Genomic DNA, 17,402 nt, shown 5'->3' with positions numbered 1-17,402 from the left:
ATTTTTACCTGCGTTGGTTGATTTTCGCTAAGAAGCGATCGAGGTCTTTTTGACTCAAATTTGCTTTTGGGAAGTCAGAAGGCGTGTAGGTTCCTGCTTCGACAGACTGACAGTGGGCGACAAGCGATCGCAAATTATCCACAAAATCATTAGCTAGTTTTTCGATGGTGGTTCGCCGGTAGACTGCTTCGCTATACCTCCACTCTAGTTGCAGCCTATTTTCTCGCACGCCGGAGTCAATTTCGATCGGATAGCGCCGATTTCCTAGCAGGATGCTGGAAGCACTTTCAACTAGCTCAAACGCAAAAGATTCAGGCACAATCGGATCGAATTGCTCGCGGTAGTTAAATCTAACTTGCGATCGATCCAAGGCTTGCAGGTGCGCCGCTACTTCTGCGCGATCGCCCAAATAGCGCAGTACCCCAAAGCCAGCGCCTCGATTGGGTACGCCCCGCACCTGCTCTTTAACCGCCTTCAAAGCTTCCCCAGGCCCAGAAATTCCCGTCAAAATAAGCTGCACCGGGAAAACCGCCGCAAAGCAGCCAAGAGTGCGCGACAAATCGATATCTTTGGCAAAAATTTCTCGCCCCGAAGCCTCCAAATCCACCAGCAAGGAATCTGCTTTCGTCCATTGATTAAAAGTTTGCACCAATGCAGTCAGCAATACTTCGCTCGTTTGGGTTCCATAAGCTGCTGGAACTTTTTGCAGTAAAGTGCGAGTTTCTTCAACATCGAGCGAAACTAATACAATGCTCGCCTCATCGTTTGTTGGAGAATCAACGGGCAGTTTCGAGACTTCTTGACGCGCAGCGAGCCAGTAATCTCGCTCTTGCTGAATTTGCGGCGATTTGGCGTACTCTTGCAGAAATTCTGACCACCGTTTAAAAGTTGCTGTTGCGGGCGGTAATTCTACGGATTGCCCCTGACTCAACTGCGCGATCGCACAGGAAAGTTCCTCTAGCAAAATTTGCCAGGAAACGCTATCTGCCGCCAGTTGATGAATCGTTAATAGCAGGCTATTGGGGCGATCGTTTCCCCGGTTAAACAAAGTCACTCGCCAGAGAATACCCTCGGCGGGATTCAAACTTTCTTTTAGCTCTGCTGCCGTTCTTTCTAAAGTAATTTCTCGTTCGCTAGCTGGCAACACCGATAAATCGATGTATGAGAAAGGTTCTGTTTTAATTTCATCTAAACTACAGTACATTTGCTGCCAGCCCGATTCTGTCTGGAGAAATCTTAGGCGAAGAATGTCGTGGCGCTCGAGCAATTTTTGCACCGCTTGCTGCCATTGTTCAGGAGCGATTGCCGAGTCTGTTTTAAATAAAAAGCTCTGGCATTTCCCGGAAATTTTTTCTGCTAAAAATTCCTGCTGTATGGGGAGAACAGGCAGCAGTTTTTCAGTCGTCTCAATTGTGGCTGCAACGGCTGCAAGTTCCGCCACAGTGGGACACTCAAACAGTTGTTTGGGCGTCACGCGCAAGCCGGCTTGATTGATTTTGGCGACGATGCGAATGCTGGATATCGAATCTCCGCCTAACTCGAAAAAGTTATCATAAATTCCTACTTTTTCGACCTCTAGCATTTGCCCCCAAATCCGGGCGATTGTTTCCTCGGCAGGGGTGCGAGGTGCTGCGAAAGTTCCTTCTAAATTCGCTCTGGCACTGTCAGGTTCTGGGAGCGATCGCCGGTCTACCTTTCCGTTAGGAGTTAAAGGCAAACTTTTGAGCGTTACAAAAGCCCAAGGCACCATGTAATCAGGCAATTTTGTCGCTAAAAAACGGCGAAGTTCGCTGCTGCTTGGTGCTTGTTTCCGATTAGAAACAAAATAAGCCGCGAGGCGCTTTTCACCGGGCGCATCTTCCCGCGCCACAACTACAGCCTGCGCGATATCTGGATGCTGCCCTAATGCTGCCTCTATTTCTCCCAATTCAATGCGGAAGCCCCGGATTTTTACTTGACTGTCAATTCGCCCGATGAATTCGATGTTTCCGTCAGGCAAATAGCGAGCCAAATCACCCGTTTTATAAAGATGTGCCTGGGCGTCAAAGGGATGGCGAATAAATTTTTCTGCGGTTAATTCGGGGCGATTGAGATAGCCCCGCGCCAGACTGCTGCCGCCGATGTGCAGTTCCCCAGGCACGCCTATTGGTACTGGCTGCAAATGGGAATCCAGTAGATAAATCTGGGTATTTGCTATAGGTTTGCCGAGTGGAACTGTCTCGGAAATTCCTTTCAATTCCTCGCCATACACTTGATAGGTGAGTACGCCCACCGTCGCTTCTGTTGGCCCGTAGTGATTGAAAATAAGGCAATCTGGATGGATTTTACGAATCTTTTCAATTAGCTCCCAACTAGCAGCTTCACCGCCTAAAATTAGCCGTCTTCGCGGCAAAATAGACTCGGCGGCAGAAGAAGTTAAAAGAGCAGCAAGGTGCGAGGGAACAATCTTGAGGCAGTCGATGGAATTGCGGGAAAAATATTCACCCAGTGCTTCTGGATCGGTGGCGCGTTCTTGGGAGATAATATGCAGGCAACCGCCGAAACAAATGGCGGGGAAAATAGCCGTGTTTCCTAAGTCGGCGGCGAAGGTGGAAACGGTAGCAAAACTGGCATCGGCTGGTAGGTTTAATTTTTCCTGAATTCCGTACAGGTAATTGAGCAGTTGCCGGTGTTCGATCGCGACTCCTTTGGGAGTGCCAGTGGAACCGGAAGTATAGATGACGTAAGCTAAATTGTCAGAAGAAACACGCGGCGTGTAAGCGGTAGAAACAGTGGGAATGTCTGTATCGATGCAAACAATATTTGCCTGAGTTTTCGGCAAGCTTTCGATGAGCCGCTGTTGTACGAGCAAAACCTTTACCTGAGCGTCTTCTAGCATTAGCGCTTTGCGCTCTATTGGTGTCGTTGGATCGATCGGTAAATAGGCGCCACCGGCTTTGAGTACGCCCAGCATTCCTACGATTGTTTCTAAAGAGCGATCGACGCAAATGCCGACAATTGCCTCTGGTTCAACTCCCAAGTTTTGCAGGTGATGGGCGAGTCGATTGGCGCGATCGTTGAGTTCTCTGTAGGTAATTTTTTGGTTTTCAAAGACAACGGCAATGCTATCTGGTGTGCGATCGGCTTGTTCTTCAAAAAGCTGGTGAACGCATTTGTCCTTCGGGTAATTTTTCTGGGTTTGGTTGAACTCGACGAGAAGCTGGTGACGATCGCGATCGCTGAGTATATTTAACTGACCGATCGCAGATTCTGGATTTTTTACCGCACTTTCTAAAAGCGCCTGAAAATGTTGCGACAAGCGCTTGACATCTTCAGCTTCAAATAAAGCAGAATCGTAGCGAAACTCGGCGATTAAGGAATTGCCTCGTGAAAGGCCCGAAAGTTTAAGTTTGAATGGTTCTACGCAGGCATCTTGCCGATCGAGGAAAAATGAAACGCCAGACTCGCCATATTTCTCTGGCTTTGTTTCGTACTCAAAGCAGACGGGCAAAAAAGCGTTACTTTTATCGGATTCTAAAGTTTCTTCCCAGGTGAAATATTCTTGCCAAGTGTGAATATCTTTGAGATTTAGCTCAACTTGCTCCCAAATTTTGGCAAAACTGAATTCGTCTTGCAAGTCGCACTGTAGGGGTAAGTATTTGCACAGCAGCCCCAGAGAGTGTTCTAATTCTTCATATTTCCTGCCGTTTCCAGTTACGCCGACGATCGGGTTTGGCTGTTTGGTAAGTCGCGCAATCAGAATTTGCCAGCAAGCCAGCAGAAATGTAGAAATATCGCTGTGGTGTTTTTGGGCGATCGCTTCCAGGCTGTTCAACAAATCACCCCGAATTTCCACCCTTTCTACTAGCGGCTCAAATTCCCCTTCGGAATGCTTCTTTTCCCAAGGAAGCGTTAATAAACCCCAAGATTCAATGTTCAGCTTTCGCCAGTATTCTTGGCCGATTGCCGTTTCTTCTGATTCGAGTAATTCATTTTGCCACTCAGCAATATCGGCATATTGCATGGGTTCATCGGCTGGTTCTTCTGGGCACGTATAGGCTGAGTAGGAAAGACTGAGTTCGCGAGTGAAATTTTTCAGGGTGACGCTATCTGCAATTAAGGCAGAGAAGTTCGCCGCCAATAGGTGCTTGTCTTGGGCGAGAGTGACTAAAGAGATGTGCCAAAGTGGGCCGCGTTCAAAATCAAAAGGAAGCAGGTTTAGTTGCTCAAAAAGCGCTGCGATTTTAGCTTCTTGTTCTTCGGGAGACAAACCGCTGAGATTGTATTCCGAGATGGGGAGTTCAATCGTGGAGGCGATCGCTTGCAGGGGTAGTGTCATCCCAGGCAAGCAGTGAAAGCTAGTCCGCAGGATTTCGTGCCGGTTCACGACATTTTGCAGCGCCTTTTGAAGAATCTCGCGATCGAGGTTTCCGGTAATTAAAATTGCACCTCGAACGCGATAAGTCTGTTGGCTTTTATTTTGCTGTAACCCCCACAGATGCCGTTGTTGTGGAGAAAGTCTAAACCCTTCGATTGTTTCGTTTTGCATTGCTCAAGTTCCTTTAATCAGCCTAAATATCTTGACAGCTAAACGCTTCTGCCATCCCGACAACAACCCGACGCGAACCCGAAAATGGCGTGCGTCCGTGGGCGGCTAGCATATTATCTAACAGCAAGACATCTCCTTCTTCCCAAGGGAAAACAATCGTTTCTTGCTGATAGCAGCGACGAATTTCGTCTAATATAAAATCTTCAATGGGCGAGCCATCGCCGTAATAAGCATTGCGGGGTAAATCTTCCTCTTTAAAAGTAGTTAAAAGCTCTTTGCGAACGGCGGGTTCGAGATTGGAAATGTGGAAGAGGTGAGCTTGATTAAACCACACCATTTCCTGCGTTTTTGGGTGCTGGACGACAGCTTGACATATTTGCCTAGTTCTCAAGCTCTCGTCACTTTTCCATTCTAACTCAATTCCCGCTTTTTTGCAATACTCTTCTACCTCAATTTTGCGATCGGTATTGAAGACATTTTGCCAGGATAAATCTACGCCGCCGCCGTAATTTCGCACATACATTACCTTTTTTTGGGCAAACTTTTCTCTGATATTTGAATCCAGGCTTTCAAACACTTTGCGGCTGTTAGCGATCGGAGTTTCTCCTCCCCGTTCGGCTTTCTTGACGCAGAAAAAAGCGATTTTCAGCGGCCAATTGCGAGAATAAGCCATTTCATTGTGCAGCGGGATGAATTGCTCGGCAGGATACTCGGTGGAAGTGTAGATATTTCCGCTCACCTGACTGCGCGGAGTCGAGCGAAAAGAATATTCCAACAAGTCGCCACCAATAGTTTGAATAAACTGCTCAAAACCATTCACCCCGCCGACTTCAAAGCCTCGGAAAAGTATTCCTCCGTGCTTCCATAACTGCGTTTCAATTGATGAGCGATTGTTCTGCGCCCAACCCGCGAGATTTAATTTTTCTACTGTTGGCTGAACAACTAGAGGTAGAAAGTTTTCGGACTGGAGGTAGGCGGTTTTGACTAATTCCTCTGAGGATAAGCTGACGGCTTTGCGCCTAACCGATCCTAACTTTTGGGAAGTGAGATTCTTTGTTTCTGTATTTGTCATAATTTTTGATTGGGTGAAAAATTTATCCCTTTTTCCCGAAAAAACCTGAGAGATTGATATCAAATCCGTTAGCATCGGAACTATTCATCTCTCTGTTCTCTTCCTCTGCGTACTCTGCGTACTCTGCGGTTTAATCATTCCAATGCAACCGGAATTGATATGAGCCATCATTTTCAACTTTTCATAACTTTGCGTTTAGCCATTTTTAATTTTTGAATTCCCGAAATCTGAATTTGTTTTTCCTGCTCGATTTGGTGCTGTCTTTCTGCTTCGGCAATAATTTCTGCCAAGTCGTCGATCCTGATATCTGGCTGGATGACTGCCTGGTTGAGGAGGATTTGAAAACCTCTCACCATTCGGGCAACAGTCGCAGCTTCAAATAAGTCTGTTTTGTACTCAAATAAGCCTTGGATTCCTTCTGAAACCTCCCAGAGAGTGAGGCTTAAGTCGTGTCTCGACATACCGACATCGAATTCCAGAATGCTCAAGGTTAAACCAGCTAACTCCAGGGGCGGCATGGGCGCATTCTGGAGTACAAACCACACTTGAAACAGCGGGTTATAGCTGAGATTTCGCTCCGGCTGCAATTCCTCCACGAGCTTTTCAAAAGGAACATCCGGGTGAGCGTAAGCTGCTAACGCTACCTCGCGCGTTCGATTGAGTAGTTCGCGGAAAGTTTGATTACCTGCGGTGTCAATTCGCAGCACTAAAGTATTGACAAAAAATCCAATCAGCTCCTCTAATTCCAGGCGGTTGCGATTGGCAATGGGAGAGCCAATCGCGAGGTTTTTCTGCTTTAGTTGGCAGAATAGCAAGGATTGAAATGCTGCTAACAACGTCATAAATAGGGTGATATCTTGTTGCTGGCTGAGCGCTTTCAGTCTCTCAGTTAAAGAAGCAGAAATCACAAAAGATTGCTGCGACCCTCGGAAAGTTTGCACGGGAGAGCGCTGTTTATCTGTTGACAGCACAGCTAAATCGCCTCCCAATTGCTGTTTCCAATAAGCGAGCTGTTTTTCTAATTTCTCTCCCTGGAAATGCTGCCGCTGCCAACTGGCGAAGTCGGCATACTGTACGGAAAGTTCGGGCAACCCAGAGGGTTTGTCAGTGGAAAAAGCTTCATAAAGTGCGGCTACTTCTCGCACCAATACCCCCATAGACCAACCATCAGAAATAATGTGGTGTATCGTCAGCAGCAACACATATTCTGCCGGACTAAGTTGCAGCAAAGTGCCCCGCAGTAAGGGATCTCGCGTTAAGTCAAAGGGGCGTTGGGCTTCTTCAAGAGTACGCTGCTCAATTTCAGCTTGCTGCTCAGTTTCTGGTAAATGTTGCAAGTTTACCGCCGACAAAGCGAAATTCAAGGAAGGAGAAATCAGTTGAACAGGTTCCCCGTCCACTTCTGCAAAAGCAGTCCGTAAAACTTCGTGACGCCTGACAATTTCATTGAGTGTTTGTTGCAGTGCTGACAAATTCAATTGTCCTTGCAAGCGCACAGCAGCCGGAAGGTTGTAGGCAGGGTTTTCGGGAGACAACCGATCGAGAAACCACAGCCGTTGCTGGGCAAAAGAAAGGGGAGCAGAATTTTGCTGCGATCGCCTGGGAATGCGCTGAGATTGCTCGGCCTGTACGGCCCCTTTGCCCAATGCTTTGAGGAGGAGCGCTCGCTGCTGGGGCGAGAGGTTTTTCAGTCGTTCTGAACGATTAGCAGACATGATGATTCACCTCCTGGCAGTAATCGCTGTTTGCGATCGTTAAGGAAACCTTGGCTGCTATTTTTAGCTGGTCGTTTAAAACAAAATTGATATCTGCTTCAGTGGTGAGGGGGTTGGCAAGGACGACTCGAAAAGCAACAATGGGAATGGTTTTGCCATAACAGGTGTTTTGCAAGGTTGTTCGCGAGACGAAGGTGTGACCGGCTTGCCGCTGGGCTTCCTGAAGGCGCTCGTTAAATTCATTAATGAAGTGGTTGTCTGCTTCTGTTAGTTGTTTTTTGGCTGCTTTTTCCCTGAAAGTTTCTGGAATGTAGCGGTATAAAAGAATATTAATTTCTGGTTCTAGCAGCAATTCAAATGCTGGATTTTCCCGAATTAAATTGGCTAAGTGCTGCGTTTTATGGATGCCTCCATCTATCAAAAACTCATAGCCTTGATGGCCGATGATATTTAAGGCTGCTTGCAAGAACAAACTCGCACCCGATCGAGAGCCTTCGAGAGAGCGCTTGCCCAGATCGATCGAGTCTTTTCGCACCGTGTAGGGTGCGTTTTTTTCAATAACTTTGGCGGTTTGGGGATTGCGAAATAAAACCATACCGATTCCCATTGGCAAATACATTTGTTTGTGTCCGTCAATGGTGACGGAATCTGCTAGTTGAATGCCTGCTAATTTGTGCCGGTGACGTTGGGAAAAAAGCACTGGGCCGCCCCAAGCGGCATCGACGTGAAAGTGAGCGTTTGCGGATTGGGCGATCGCGGCTATTTCTGGCAGCGGATCGATACTTCCCGAATCGGTGCTGCCGGCGATACCGACAATTGCCAGAATGTGCAGGTTGCGATCGCGACATTCGGCTACAGTTTGGCGCAGCGCTGCCAAATCCATGCGGTGATTGGAATCGGTGGGGATTTTTAGGAGATTGCGATCGCCAATGCCTAATAAACCGGCAGCTTTTTCAAAAGAATAGTGCATCAAACTCGATCCGATTATCACCATTCCCTTGTAGCCGTAAAACTCTAAAGCTGCGTACAAGCCTTCTTTCTCAATGCCACCAAAGTTATTTTTTGGCCCTAAAGAAGCGTTGCGAGCGCACCACAAAGCTGTGATATTAGCTAGGGTGCCGCCCGTTACCATGATACCGAGCGTGCTGTCATTTTTTTGAATGTGCTGGTTATAAAAATCCTCAGAAAAATCGTAAATTAATCGGTGCATCATTGCCAAAGTCTGACGCTCGCAGGGGCTTAAAACTTTGGCCGTTTCCATCTTGACTAAATTTTGATTCATCGCGGTTAACAGCTTCGCGATCGGGCGCACAAAATAGGGAAGTGCGCTCGTCATGTGACCGATATATCGCGGGGAAGATGTGTGGATGGAATGAGCAACGAGGGTTTGGGTCAAATCATCGATATAATTCCCAACATCTGTAGGAAGGGCGGGAATTTTGTTTTCCCTAAACTGCTGAATAATTAACTCTAAGTCAATATCTGTACTAGCGGTTTTTGCGTACAAAAAGTCTTGAACTAGGGCAGAAATTCGCTCCTCCATTGCTTCTTCTGCCAAAAAGGAATTTTCTGAGGCACCGAATAGCTCCATTAACTTTTCTTCAATGGGGGTAACAGAGGCTGTTAATTCCTCCATTACATCGGGAGAATATTCGGTTTTAACTGTTAGCTTGTTCATTCGATTAATCCTGTTAAATGGGCTTTTTTTCTATCCTATTTTCCACCGAAGCCTTAAAGGTAATATCATGTCCGATCGATTGACCGCAATACCCAAGGCGAGAGAGAGGGGCGGGTTTCCAGAATCTCCGATTTGTGTTGGAAATTAGGGCGAACCCGCCCCTACAGGAACCCTGGTTAATTGACCGGACATGATATAAAAGGACTTTTTGTGCTTTTTTAGCAACCCGATCTTTACTCAATTAGCATCACAGTTTGTGCTGACTCTTCATCCACTTTTTCTAATAGATCGAGCAATTCATCTATCTGGTTAGCATCGGCGTTTGCCAGAATTTCTTCCTCAATTAGTTCAGCTAAATTCTGAATGGTGGGAGCGGCAAAAAAATCGCACAGCGCTAACTCTACTCCAAAGCACGATCGCACTCGCGATATTAACTGTGTTGCCATCAGAGAGTGACCGCCGACCTCAAAAAAGTTTTGGTTAATTCCTACTTTTTCTATCCCTAAAATAGCAGTCCAAATCTCAGCAATTTTATCCTCTGTAGGCGTTTGTGGCTCAGTGAAGACTGTTTCATCGGAAACGCGATCGCACCTTTGAGATAAAGCGAGGCGGTCAATTTTTCCGTTGGGTGTTAATGGCAGCACATCTAATAGCACAAAAGCTGAAGGCATCATGTAATCGGGCAGTTTGTGCTTCAAGAACGAACGCAATTCGGAAATAAGTTCTGACTGCTGATTTCTGAACTCTGAGTTAGGAACTAGGTAAGCGACTAGGCGCTGATTGCCCGGTGCATTTTCTTGTAGCAAAACAGCAGCGGTGGACACAGAAGAATGTTGAGAAAGTGCTGCCTCTATTTCTCCGAGTTCGATGCGGAAACCGCGAATTTTTACTTGGCAATCGCCACGGCCCAGAAATTCTATATTACCATCCGGCAGGTAACAACCGATATCGCCGGTTTTGAACAAAACTTTTTGATGAGAATTACCGAGAAAATCTAATTTTTCTTGCCCAAACGGGTAAGAAATGAATTTCTCCGAGGTTAAGTCGGGGCGGTTTAAGTAGCCCTGTGCCAATCCATCGCCGCCGACGTAAATCTCGCCGGGAATTCCTATGGGAACGGGTTGCAAATTGCGATCGAGCAGATAAATTTGCGTGTTGGCGATCGGGCGGCCGATTGGCACTTTTTCAACACAGTGAGTTGCATCGTACCACGTCACGTCCGCAGCTACTTCCGAAGAGCCATAAAGATTGATTAATACCCGCTGGGGCATCTGCTCTCGAAATTGCTGGCAAAGTTCCAGCGGCAGAGTTTCTCCGCTGCAAATCCAATATTTTAATTGAGGTAAACGCCTGTCTATATCGGGGAAGGAATCTAAGATAGCGCGCAACAAAGAAGGAACCAGCACCAGTCGGGTTACATTTTGCTTTGATAAGGTTTGAAGCAATTGGTTAATATCTTTGACGGAGCGATCGGGAATAATGACAGTCGGCAACCCGTGCAGCAAAGGAGCAAAGATTTCCCAAACCGAATCGACAAAATTTAAGGACGTTTTTTGACAGCAAATATCTGCTTCAGTAAAAGGGTAGGGGTTCCAAAAACAGCGATTGACTGTGCCTCGGTGGGTGCCGAGTACGCCTTTGGGAGTGCCTGTCGAGCCGGAAGTGTAGAGGACGTAAGCGAGGTTTTCAGCTTCCACTTTAACAGCGGGGTTGCGATCGCTCTCGCGGCAAATTTCCTCCCATTCGGCGTCGATACAGACGACTTTAGCGCTGTGTTCGGGGAGGGTTTCTAGGAGGTTTTTTTGAGTCAAAAGCACCGGAACTTTTGCGTCTGCCATCATGAACGATCGGCGTTCTTGGGGATAAGCAGGATCGATAGGAACGTAAGCGGCACCGACTTTTAAAATGCCCAAAATAGCCACCAGCATCGACAGCGATCGCTCTAAGCAAATTCCCACCAAAACTTCGGGTTGTACGCCTAGAGATTGCAGGTAATGCGCCATTTGGTTGGCTTTGGCATTCAATTCGCGGTAAGTCAATTGTTCATTTTCGCAAATAGCAGCCACTGCATCTGGAGTTCGCTCTGTTTGCGCTGCAAATAATTCGTGAATTGAGGAATTTTTGGGGTAATCCGCTTGGGTGTCGTTCCACTGTACAAGTAATTGTTGTTGTTCGGCGGCGCTCAATAAAGACAATTCTGACAGTTTCCGCTCAGGATTTGCAGTCATTTCCTCCAGTAAATTTTGCAGGTGTCCGAGCATCCGTGCGATACCAGCGTCTTCAAAGAGGTTGCTATTGTAACCAATTTTCAGCGTCAATTGGACACCGGGCATCGCCATCACCGTTAGAGGATAATTCGTTGTTTCCCAGGAGCGAATATTCTCTACTTTTAAGTTGTGAATCTTCTCCTGCAAAGAAGCATCCGCAGGATAATTTTCAAAAACGACAAAACTCTCAAATAAAGGTAAACTCCGAGGAACTTCGCTCCACCCCTGCACATCCACGAGGGGGCTGTACTCATACTGCCGCGCCTCAACTTGTTGCGCTTGGAGTTGTTTCAAGCAGGATAAAATAGAATCCTGCGGGTCAATTTTTACGCGCACTGGCAGAGGATTTACGAACAGCCCCACTACCGATTCAGCACCGATTAACTCTGGCGGCCGCCCGGAGACAACCGTACCAAAAACCACATCTTCCTCGCCGCTGTACCGGCTCAAAAGTAGCGCCCAAGCTGCCTGTACGAGGGTATTTAATGTTAGCTGATGCTGCCGCGCGGCAGATTGCAGTGCGGCGGTGGCTGTTGCAGAAAATATCGCCTGCTGTTCGCCACTACTTTCTAAACGGTTTCCCGCGACAATATTGCCCCGGGCGATCGCAGTTGGGGCTGCAAAACCTTTGAGAGTTTGCCGCCAAAATGACTCAGCCGCCGATAAATCTTGCTGGTGCAGCCACGCGATGTAATCCCGATAAGGGCGAGGGCGTTTGAGGTGCAATTCCTCGCCCTGGGAGAAGGCTTGATAAAATGCAAAAACTTCTTCAAGAACAATAGAAAGCGACCACCCATCTAAAACTAAGTGGTGGTGGCTCAAAATAAACTGAAAAGTATCTGTTTCTAACTGCGCCAGTGCAATGCGAATTAAGGGAGCTGATGTCAAGTCAAAGCCCTGCTCGCGATCGGCTTTTAGGAACGTTTCTAGCTGCTGCTGTTGTTCCGACGCAGAGAGCGATCCCCAGTCCATCTGCTGCCAAGATAATCCAGCATCTTTACGCACCGCTTGTACGGGTTCTTTCAAATTTTTCCACACGAAACAAGTCCGCAAAATGGGATGCCTGTCTACAACTTTTTGCCAACTATTTCTAAAAGCTGAAACATTGAGCTCGCCGCGCAAAACGCACAGCAGTTGCCCGAAATATACCCCCGATTCTGGTTGGTAAAGGGAATGAAAGAGAATGCCCTGCTGCGCTGGGGAGAGGGGATAAAAATCTTCGATATTGCCTTTGCTCATATTAAAGCTCTCCCAAAATTGCGGTAATGTTGTCTAAATCGTCCTGGCTCCACTGGCTCCACTTAAACTCTGCAAAGTCAGAAGGAGTGCAGCCGCCGGCGTCGGGGGACTGACAGTATTGAATTAGCGATCGCAGCGATTCTATAAAGCCCGTTGCTAAATTTTCAATGCTTTCTCGTCGGTGAATGCTTTCGCTGTACGTCCAATCTAATTGCAGCTTGTTGCTGGCAATAAATCCGTTAATTTCCAGCAGGTAACGCCGATTTCCGCGCGGGCTGCGAATGGGGCCACTCGGCTCGGAGGACAGCATGAATAAAGAAGATTTCGGCAGCGCTTGGTCAAACTGTCCGAGATAGTTAAAGCTTACCTCAGCTTGCGGCAATTTGTGCAAATTTTTAGCAATTTCTGGGTTTAAATATCGCAGGACACCGCAGCCAACACCGCGATTGGACACGGCGCGTAATTGCTCTTTCACAGATTTAATGGCAGCCCCTATATCGGAAGGTTTTTCTAAGTTCAACAGAACGGGAAAAACTGCGGTAAACCAGCCGATTGTGCGCGACAAATCTACGGCTTCAAATATATCTTCGCGCCCGTGACCTTCTAAGTCCAGTAAAAGTGATTTATTGCCAGTCCAGCGTTCAAATGTTTGACCTAAAGCAGTTAGCAATACATCATTAATTTGAGTGCGGTAAGCGGCAGGTACTTCTTGCAGGAGCAGTTTTGTTTCTTCAACACTCAAAGCAACGGATACTGTCTTTTCAGATGCAACTAAATTGGCTGCTGTGGGGAAATCTATTGGCAAGCGAGAAGTTGGTTGCTGAGAAAGGGCGAACCAGTAATCGAACTCTGCCTCCAATTCGGGCGATCGCGCCCACTCGTGCAAGCGTTCTGCCCACTGCTTAAATGAGGTTGTTTTGGGCGGTAGCGCGACTGTTTCGCCGCGGCTAATCTGCCCGCAAGCTGTCTGGAAATCCTCAATTAAAATTCGCCACGAAACCCCATCAACCGCTAAGTGATGAATGGCAAATAACAAGCGATTTGGCTGATGTTTGCCGAAGTCAAATAGGGCAGCGCGAAGTAATGGCCCCTCTGACAAATTCAAACTGGCTTGCAACTGAGCGGCGGCGGTTTGGAAAGCGGCTTCTCGCTCCTCTGGAGGTAGCGACGACAAATCAATGCAGGTAAGCGGAGCCACCTTTTCTGGATGGGAAATTGCCTGCTGCCAGCCAGATTCTCCTCGCGCAAAACGCAGGCGCAGCGCGTCGTGGTGCTTCAGCAATTCTTGCAAAACTGACTCAATTAATGCAGGTTCGAGAGGTTGCCGCAACTCTAAAAGCACCGCCTGATTCCAGTGGTGCGGATCGGAGAGATTTTGCTCGAAAAACCAGTGCTGAATCGGCGTCAGCGGCACTTCGCCAGTGATTAATCCCTGTTCCGATTGTTTGGTCTCAGTTGTATCGGCGACGGCTGCTAACTGTGCAATGGTTTGGTGTTGAAACAGTTGTTTTGGAGTAAGTTGCAACCCCGCTCGATTGGCTTGAGAAATGACTTGAATGCTGAGGATAGAATCGCCGCCCAATTCAAAGAAATTGTCGTCAGTTCCCACTTGTTCTAACCCCAATACTTGCGCCCAAATTTCTGCCAGGATTTTCTCAATAGCCGTGCGAGGCGCGGCGAATCCCTCTTCGAGTTCCGGTCGATCGCGATCGGGTGCAGGTAGTGCCTTGCGATCGACTTTGCCGTTGTTTGTTAAAGGCAGCGATTCCAGCATCACGAAGGCAGCAGGCACCATGTATTCCGGCAATTTTTCTTTCAGAAAGCAGCGCAGTTCGTGAATCAGTATTGAATGCTTATTTTGTGCTGTTGAGTTAGCAATGATATAAGCTACCAAGCGCTTATCGCCCGGTACATCTTCTCGCACTACAACCACAGCCTGGGCGACATTTGGATGCTGTCCTAGCGCTGCTTCAATTTCTCCCAATTCGATGCGGAAACCGCGCACTTTTACTTGGTGGTCAATTCGTCCCAAGTATTCAATATCGCCATTTGGCAGATAGCGAGCTAAGTCTCCCGATTTGTACAACCGAGCTTTCAAACTGTCATTAAAGGGGTTGGGAATAAACCGATCGCCCGTTAATTCTGGCTGATTGAGATAGCCCCGCGCCACGCCAGCACCGCCAACGTAAATTTCTCCGGGAATGCCGATCGGAACGGGTTGGCAGTTGCGATCGAGCAGGTAAACTTGCAAGTCAGGAATTGAACGACCAATAAGGCTGGCATTTTTACTGAAATCAGCGGCAGTTAGCGGCCGATAAGTGACGTGGACAGTTGTTTCTGTAATGCCATACATATTGACAAGTTGGGGGTGCCGATCGCCGTGCCGGTCGAACCAAGGTTTTAAGCTTTGCAAGTCTAAAGCTTCCCCGCCAAAAATTACTAAGCGCAGGCTTAAATTTTCGCCAATTCCGACAGATTCTTCTGTCTTTATCAACTGGTAAAATGCAGAAGGAGTTTGGTTGAGAACTGTCACTTTTTCTTTGCACAGCAAGCTGTAAAAATCTTGGGGCGATCGGCTGACTGAATAAGGGACGATCGCGAGTCGCCCGCCGTAGAGTAAAGCGCCCCAAATTTCCCAGACTGAGAAGTCAAAAGCATAAGAGTGAAACAGCGTCCACACATCTTGCTCGTTGAAGTTGTACCAAGATTGGGTAGCAGCAAACAAGCGGACGACGTTTGAGTGAGCAACTAAAACGCCTTTGGGGATGCCAGTTGAGCCAGAAGTGTAGATGATATAGGCGAGATTTTCGGCAGTGGTGGCGCTGGCGGGATTTTCTTTGCTGTGTTGGGAAAAAGCACTTTTATCCCCATCGAGGCAAACGATTTGGGCGCTGCATTTGGGAAGGGTTTGCAACAACTTTTCCTCAGTCAGCAGCACATTTACCTGCGCGTCTTGGAGTATAAAAGCGAGGCGATCGCGCGGGTTGGCTGGATCGATCGGAACGTAAGCGCCGCCAGCTTTGAGAATACCGAGAATGCCGATAATTGTATCGAGCGATCGCCCGACACAAATTCCCACCAAAACTTCTGGCTTGACGCCGAGTTTTTGCAGGTAATGCGCGAGCTGATTCGCTCGTTCATTCAGCTCGCGGTAAGTGAGTTTTTGGTCTTCAAATACGACTGCAATGGCATCGGGAGTTCGATCGACCTGCGCTTCAAATAACTGATGAATGCAGCGATCGCTCGAATAATCGGCGCGGGTGTCATTCCACTCTACCAACAACTGATGCAGCTCTTTTTCCCCCAGCAACGGCAACTCTTCAATCTGGCTATCTGGATTGGCAGCTATGCCCTCCAGTAAGACGATAAAATGCTCCGCCATCCGATTGATTGTGGCTGCATCAAATAAATCGGTACTGTATTCAAACTGACCGCTAATTTCTTCCTGCTTTTCTTCTAAATACAGCGTTAAATCAACTTTTGCTGTCTGATTCTCAACATCTAAAAGAGTGAGATTGAGTCCGGCGATTGATTCCGCAGCAACAGGTGGAGTTTGCAAAACAAAAGCAACTTGGAACAGTGGGTTGTAGCTCAAATTGCGATCGGGTTGCAGCTCTTCAACCAGTTTCTCAAACGGCAAATCTTGGTGAGCGTAAGCTTCTAAACTAACCTTCCGAGTGCGATCGAGCAACTGCCGAAAAGTGATCTCGCCTGACAAATCAGTTCGCAATACCAAAGTATTGACAAAAAACCCGATTAGCCCTTGAATTTCCGCTCTGTTGCGGTTGGCAATGGGAGAGCCAACGGGGATATCTGCCTGTCCTGTATAGCGGTAGAGCAGCGTTTTAAAGGCTGCTAGCAGCGTCATAAACAGGGTGACATTTTCCTGGCGGCTGAGCTTTTTGAGGGCTGCCGTTAGCGTTTTCGGGATGAGGAATGATTCTTTCGCGCCCCGATAGGTTTGCACCGGGGGACGGGGGCGATCGGCTGGCAATTCCAGCAATGGGGGAACGCCACTTAGCTGCTTTTTCCAGTAGTTAAGTTGAGTTTGCAAGCGATCGCCCGCAAGCCATTCCCGCTGCCAAATAGCAAAATCGGCGTACTGTATGGAAAGTTCGGGAAGTGGGGATGGTTTGCCAATCGAAAACGCTTCGTAAAGTGCTGCTAATTCTTGCAGAAAGACTCCGATCGACCAGCCATCAAAAATAATGTGGTGCAGCGTCAGCAGCAAGACATATTTCTCCGCATCTAACTGCAGCAAACTAGCTCGCAACAGCGGCCCTTTGGTTAAATCAAAAGATTTCCTAGCTTCTTCGGCAGCGAGTTTTTTTACTTTTTCTTCTCGCTGAGTTTCCGCCAATTGTTGCAGGTCTAAAACTTGCAGCCCGAAATTAAATTGCTGACGAACTACCTGCACGGGTTGACCGTCCGCAGTGGCAAATGTCGTCCGCAAAGCTTCGTGACGGCGCACAATTTCCTTGAAACTTCGTTCTAGCACTACTACATTTAGCCTGCCTTTCAGCAACACAGCCGCCGGAAGGTTGTAAAAAGGGTTGCCCGGTTCCAATTGGTCGATAAACCACAGTCTTTGCTGGGCAAAAGAGGTCGGAAATGCAAATACTTCTTCTTCGGAAGTCTTTGCCGATTCGCGAGTATCTGTGGGAGGTTTTTCGGAAAAATGCACCGTCATGGGATTTTAGATTTTAGATTTTAGATTTTAGATTGGGGATTGACCCCACGGATCGAGTCTATTTCTTGAGGATTTTAGATTTGAGATTTTGGATTGATTCCACGGATAAATCAGGGGGCTTGTATCACCTTTGAAATTCTCGGTCATGGGATTGGTAACTGATAATTGGGAATTGGCAATTGGGAATAGAGGATTGCAGTCATGGGATTTTAG

6 protein-coding genes are annotated in these 17,402 nt (G+C 47.6%); all 6 read right to left on the bottom strand.

The features are described 5' to 3' along the window. Positions 1–4: 4 nt before the first annotated feature. The 6 genes from QUA50_RS06760 to QUA50_RS06735 all read right to left on the bottom strand — a co-directional run bounded on the left by QUA50_RS06760 (position 5) and on the right by QUA50_RS06735 (position 17,189). Positions 5–4,528, bottom strand: coding sequence for an amino acid adenylation domain-containing protein (locus QUA50_RS06760; protein ID WP_333263987.1), 4,524 nt, complete (start codon positions 4,526–4,528; stop codon positions 5–7). A 22-nt stretch (positions 4,529–4,550) separates the two neighbouring features. Continuing rightward, entirely contained in the window at positions 4,551–5,600 is a 1,050-nt protein-coding gene (locus QUA50_RS06755) for a TauD/TfdA family dioxygenase (protein WP_333263989.1), read from the bottom strand. A gap of 173 nt (positions 5,601–5,773) precedes the next feature. Beyond that, positions 5,774–7,315, bottom strand: a complete 1,542-nt coding sequence (locus QUA50_RS06750) for a condensation domain-containing protein (RefSeq protein ID WP_333263992.1) — start codon at positions 7,313–7,315, stop codon at positions 5,774–5,776. After that, positions 7,305–8,993, bottom strand: coding sequence for a pyridoxal-dependent aspartate 1-decarboxylase PanP (panP, locus tag QUA50_RS06745; protein ID WP_333263995.1), 1,689 nt, complete (start codon positions 8,991–8,993; stop codon positions 7,305–7,307). Before panP ends, QUA50_RS06750 begins: the two co-directional genes overlap by 11 nt. 233 nt (positions 8,994–9,226) lie before the next feature. Beyond that, positions 9,227–12,499 (bottom strand): amino acid adenylation domain-containing protein, encoded by a 3,273-nt coding sequence (locus tag QUA50_RS06740; RefSeq protein ID WP_333263998.1) that lies wholly within the window; start codon positions 12,497–12,499, stop codon positions 9,227–9,229. 1 nt (position 12,500) lies between these two features. Beyond that, the gene (locus tag QUA50_RS06735) at positions 12,501–17,189 is read right to left on the bottom strand and encodes an amino acid adenylation domain-containing protein (RefSeq protein WP_333264000.1); all 4,689 of its coding nucleotides are present in this window, start codon (positions 17,187–17,189) and stop codon (positions 12,501–12,503) included. Positions 17,190–17,402: the final 213 nt, after the last annotated feature.

It is taken from the genome of Microcoleus sp. M2_D5, assembly GCF_036701935.1.
Taxonomy (GTDB): Bacteria; Cyanobacteriota; Cyanobacteriia; order Cyanobacteriales; family Microcoleaceae; genus Microcoleus.
This window is presented reverse-complemented; position numbering and strand designations above follow the sequence as displayed.

Coding starts and splice junctions, on each gene's coding strand:
- QUA50_RS06740 (WP_333263998.1), bottom strand. CDS start 12,499: ATGAGCAAAGGCAATATCGAAGATTTTTATCCCCTCTCCCCAGCGCAG.
- QUA50_RS06755 (WP_333263989.1), bottom strand. CDS start 5,600: ATGACAAATACAGAAACAAAGAATCTCACTTCCCAAAAGTTAGGATCG.
- QUA50_RS06760 (WP_333263987.1), bottom strand. CDS start 4,528: ATGCAAAACGAAACAATCGAAGGGTTTAGACTTTCTCCACAACAACGG.
- panP (WP_333263995.1), bottom strand. CDS start 8,993: ATGAACAAGCTAACAGTTAAAACCGAATATTCTCCCGATGTAATGGAG.
- QUA50_RS06750 (WP_333263992.1), bottom strand. CDS start 7,315: ATGTCTGCTAATCGTTCAGAACGACTGAAAAACCTCTCGCCCCAGCAG.
- QUA50_RS06735 (WP_333264000.1), bottom strand. CDS start 17,189: ATGACGGTGCATTTTTCCGAAAAACCTCCCACAGATACTCGCGAATCG.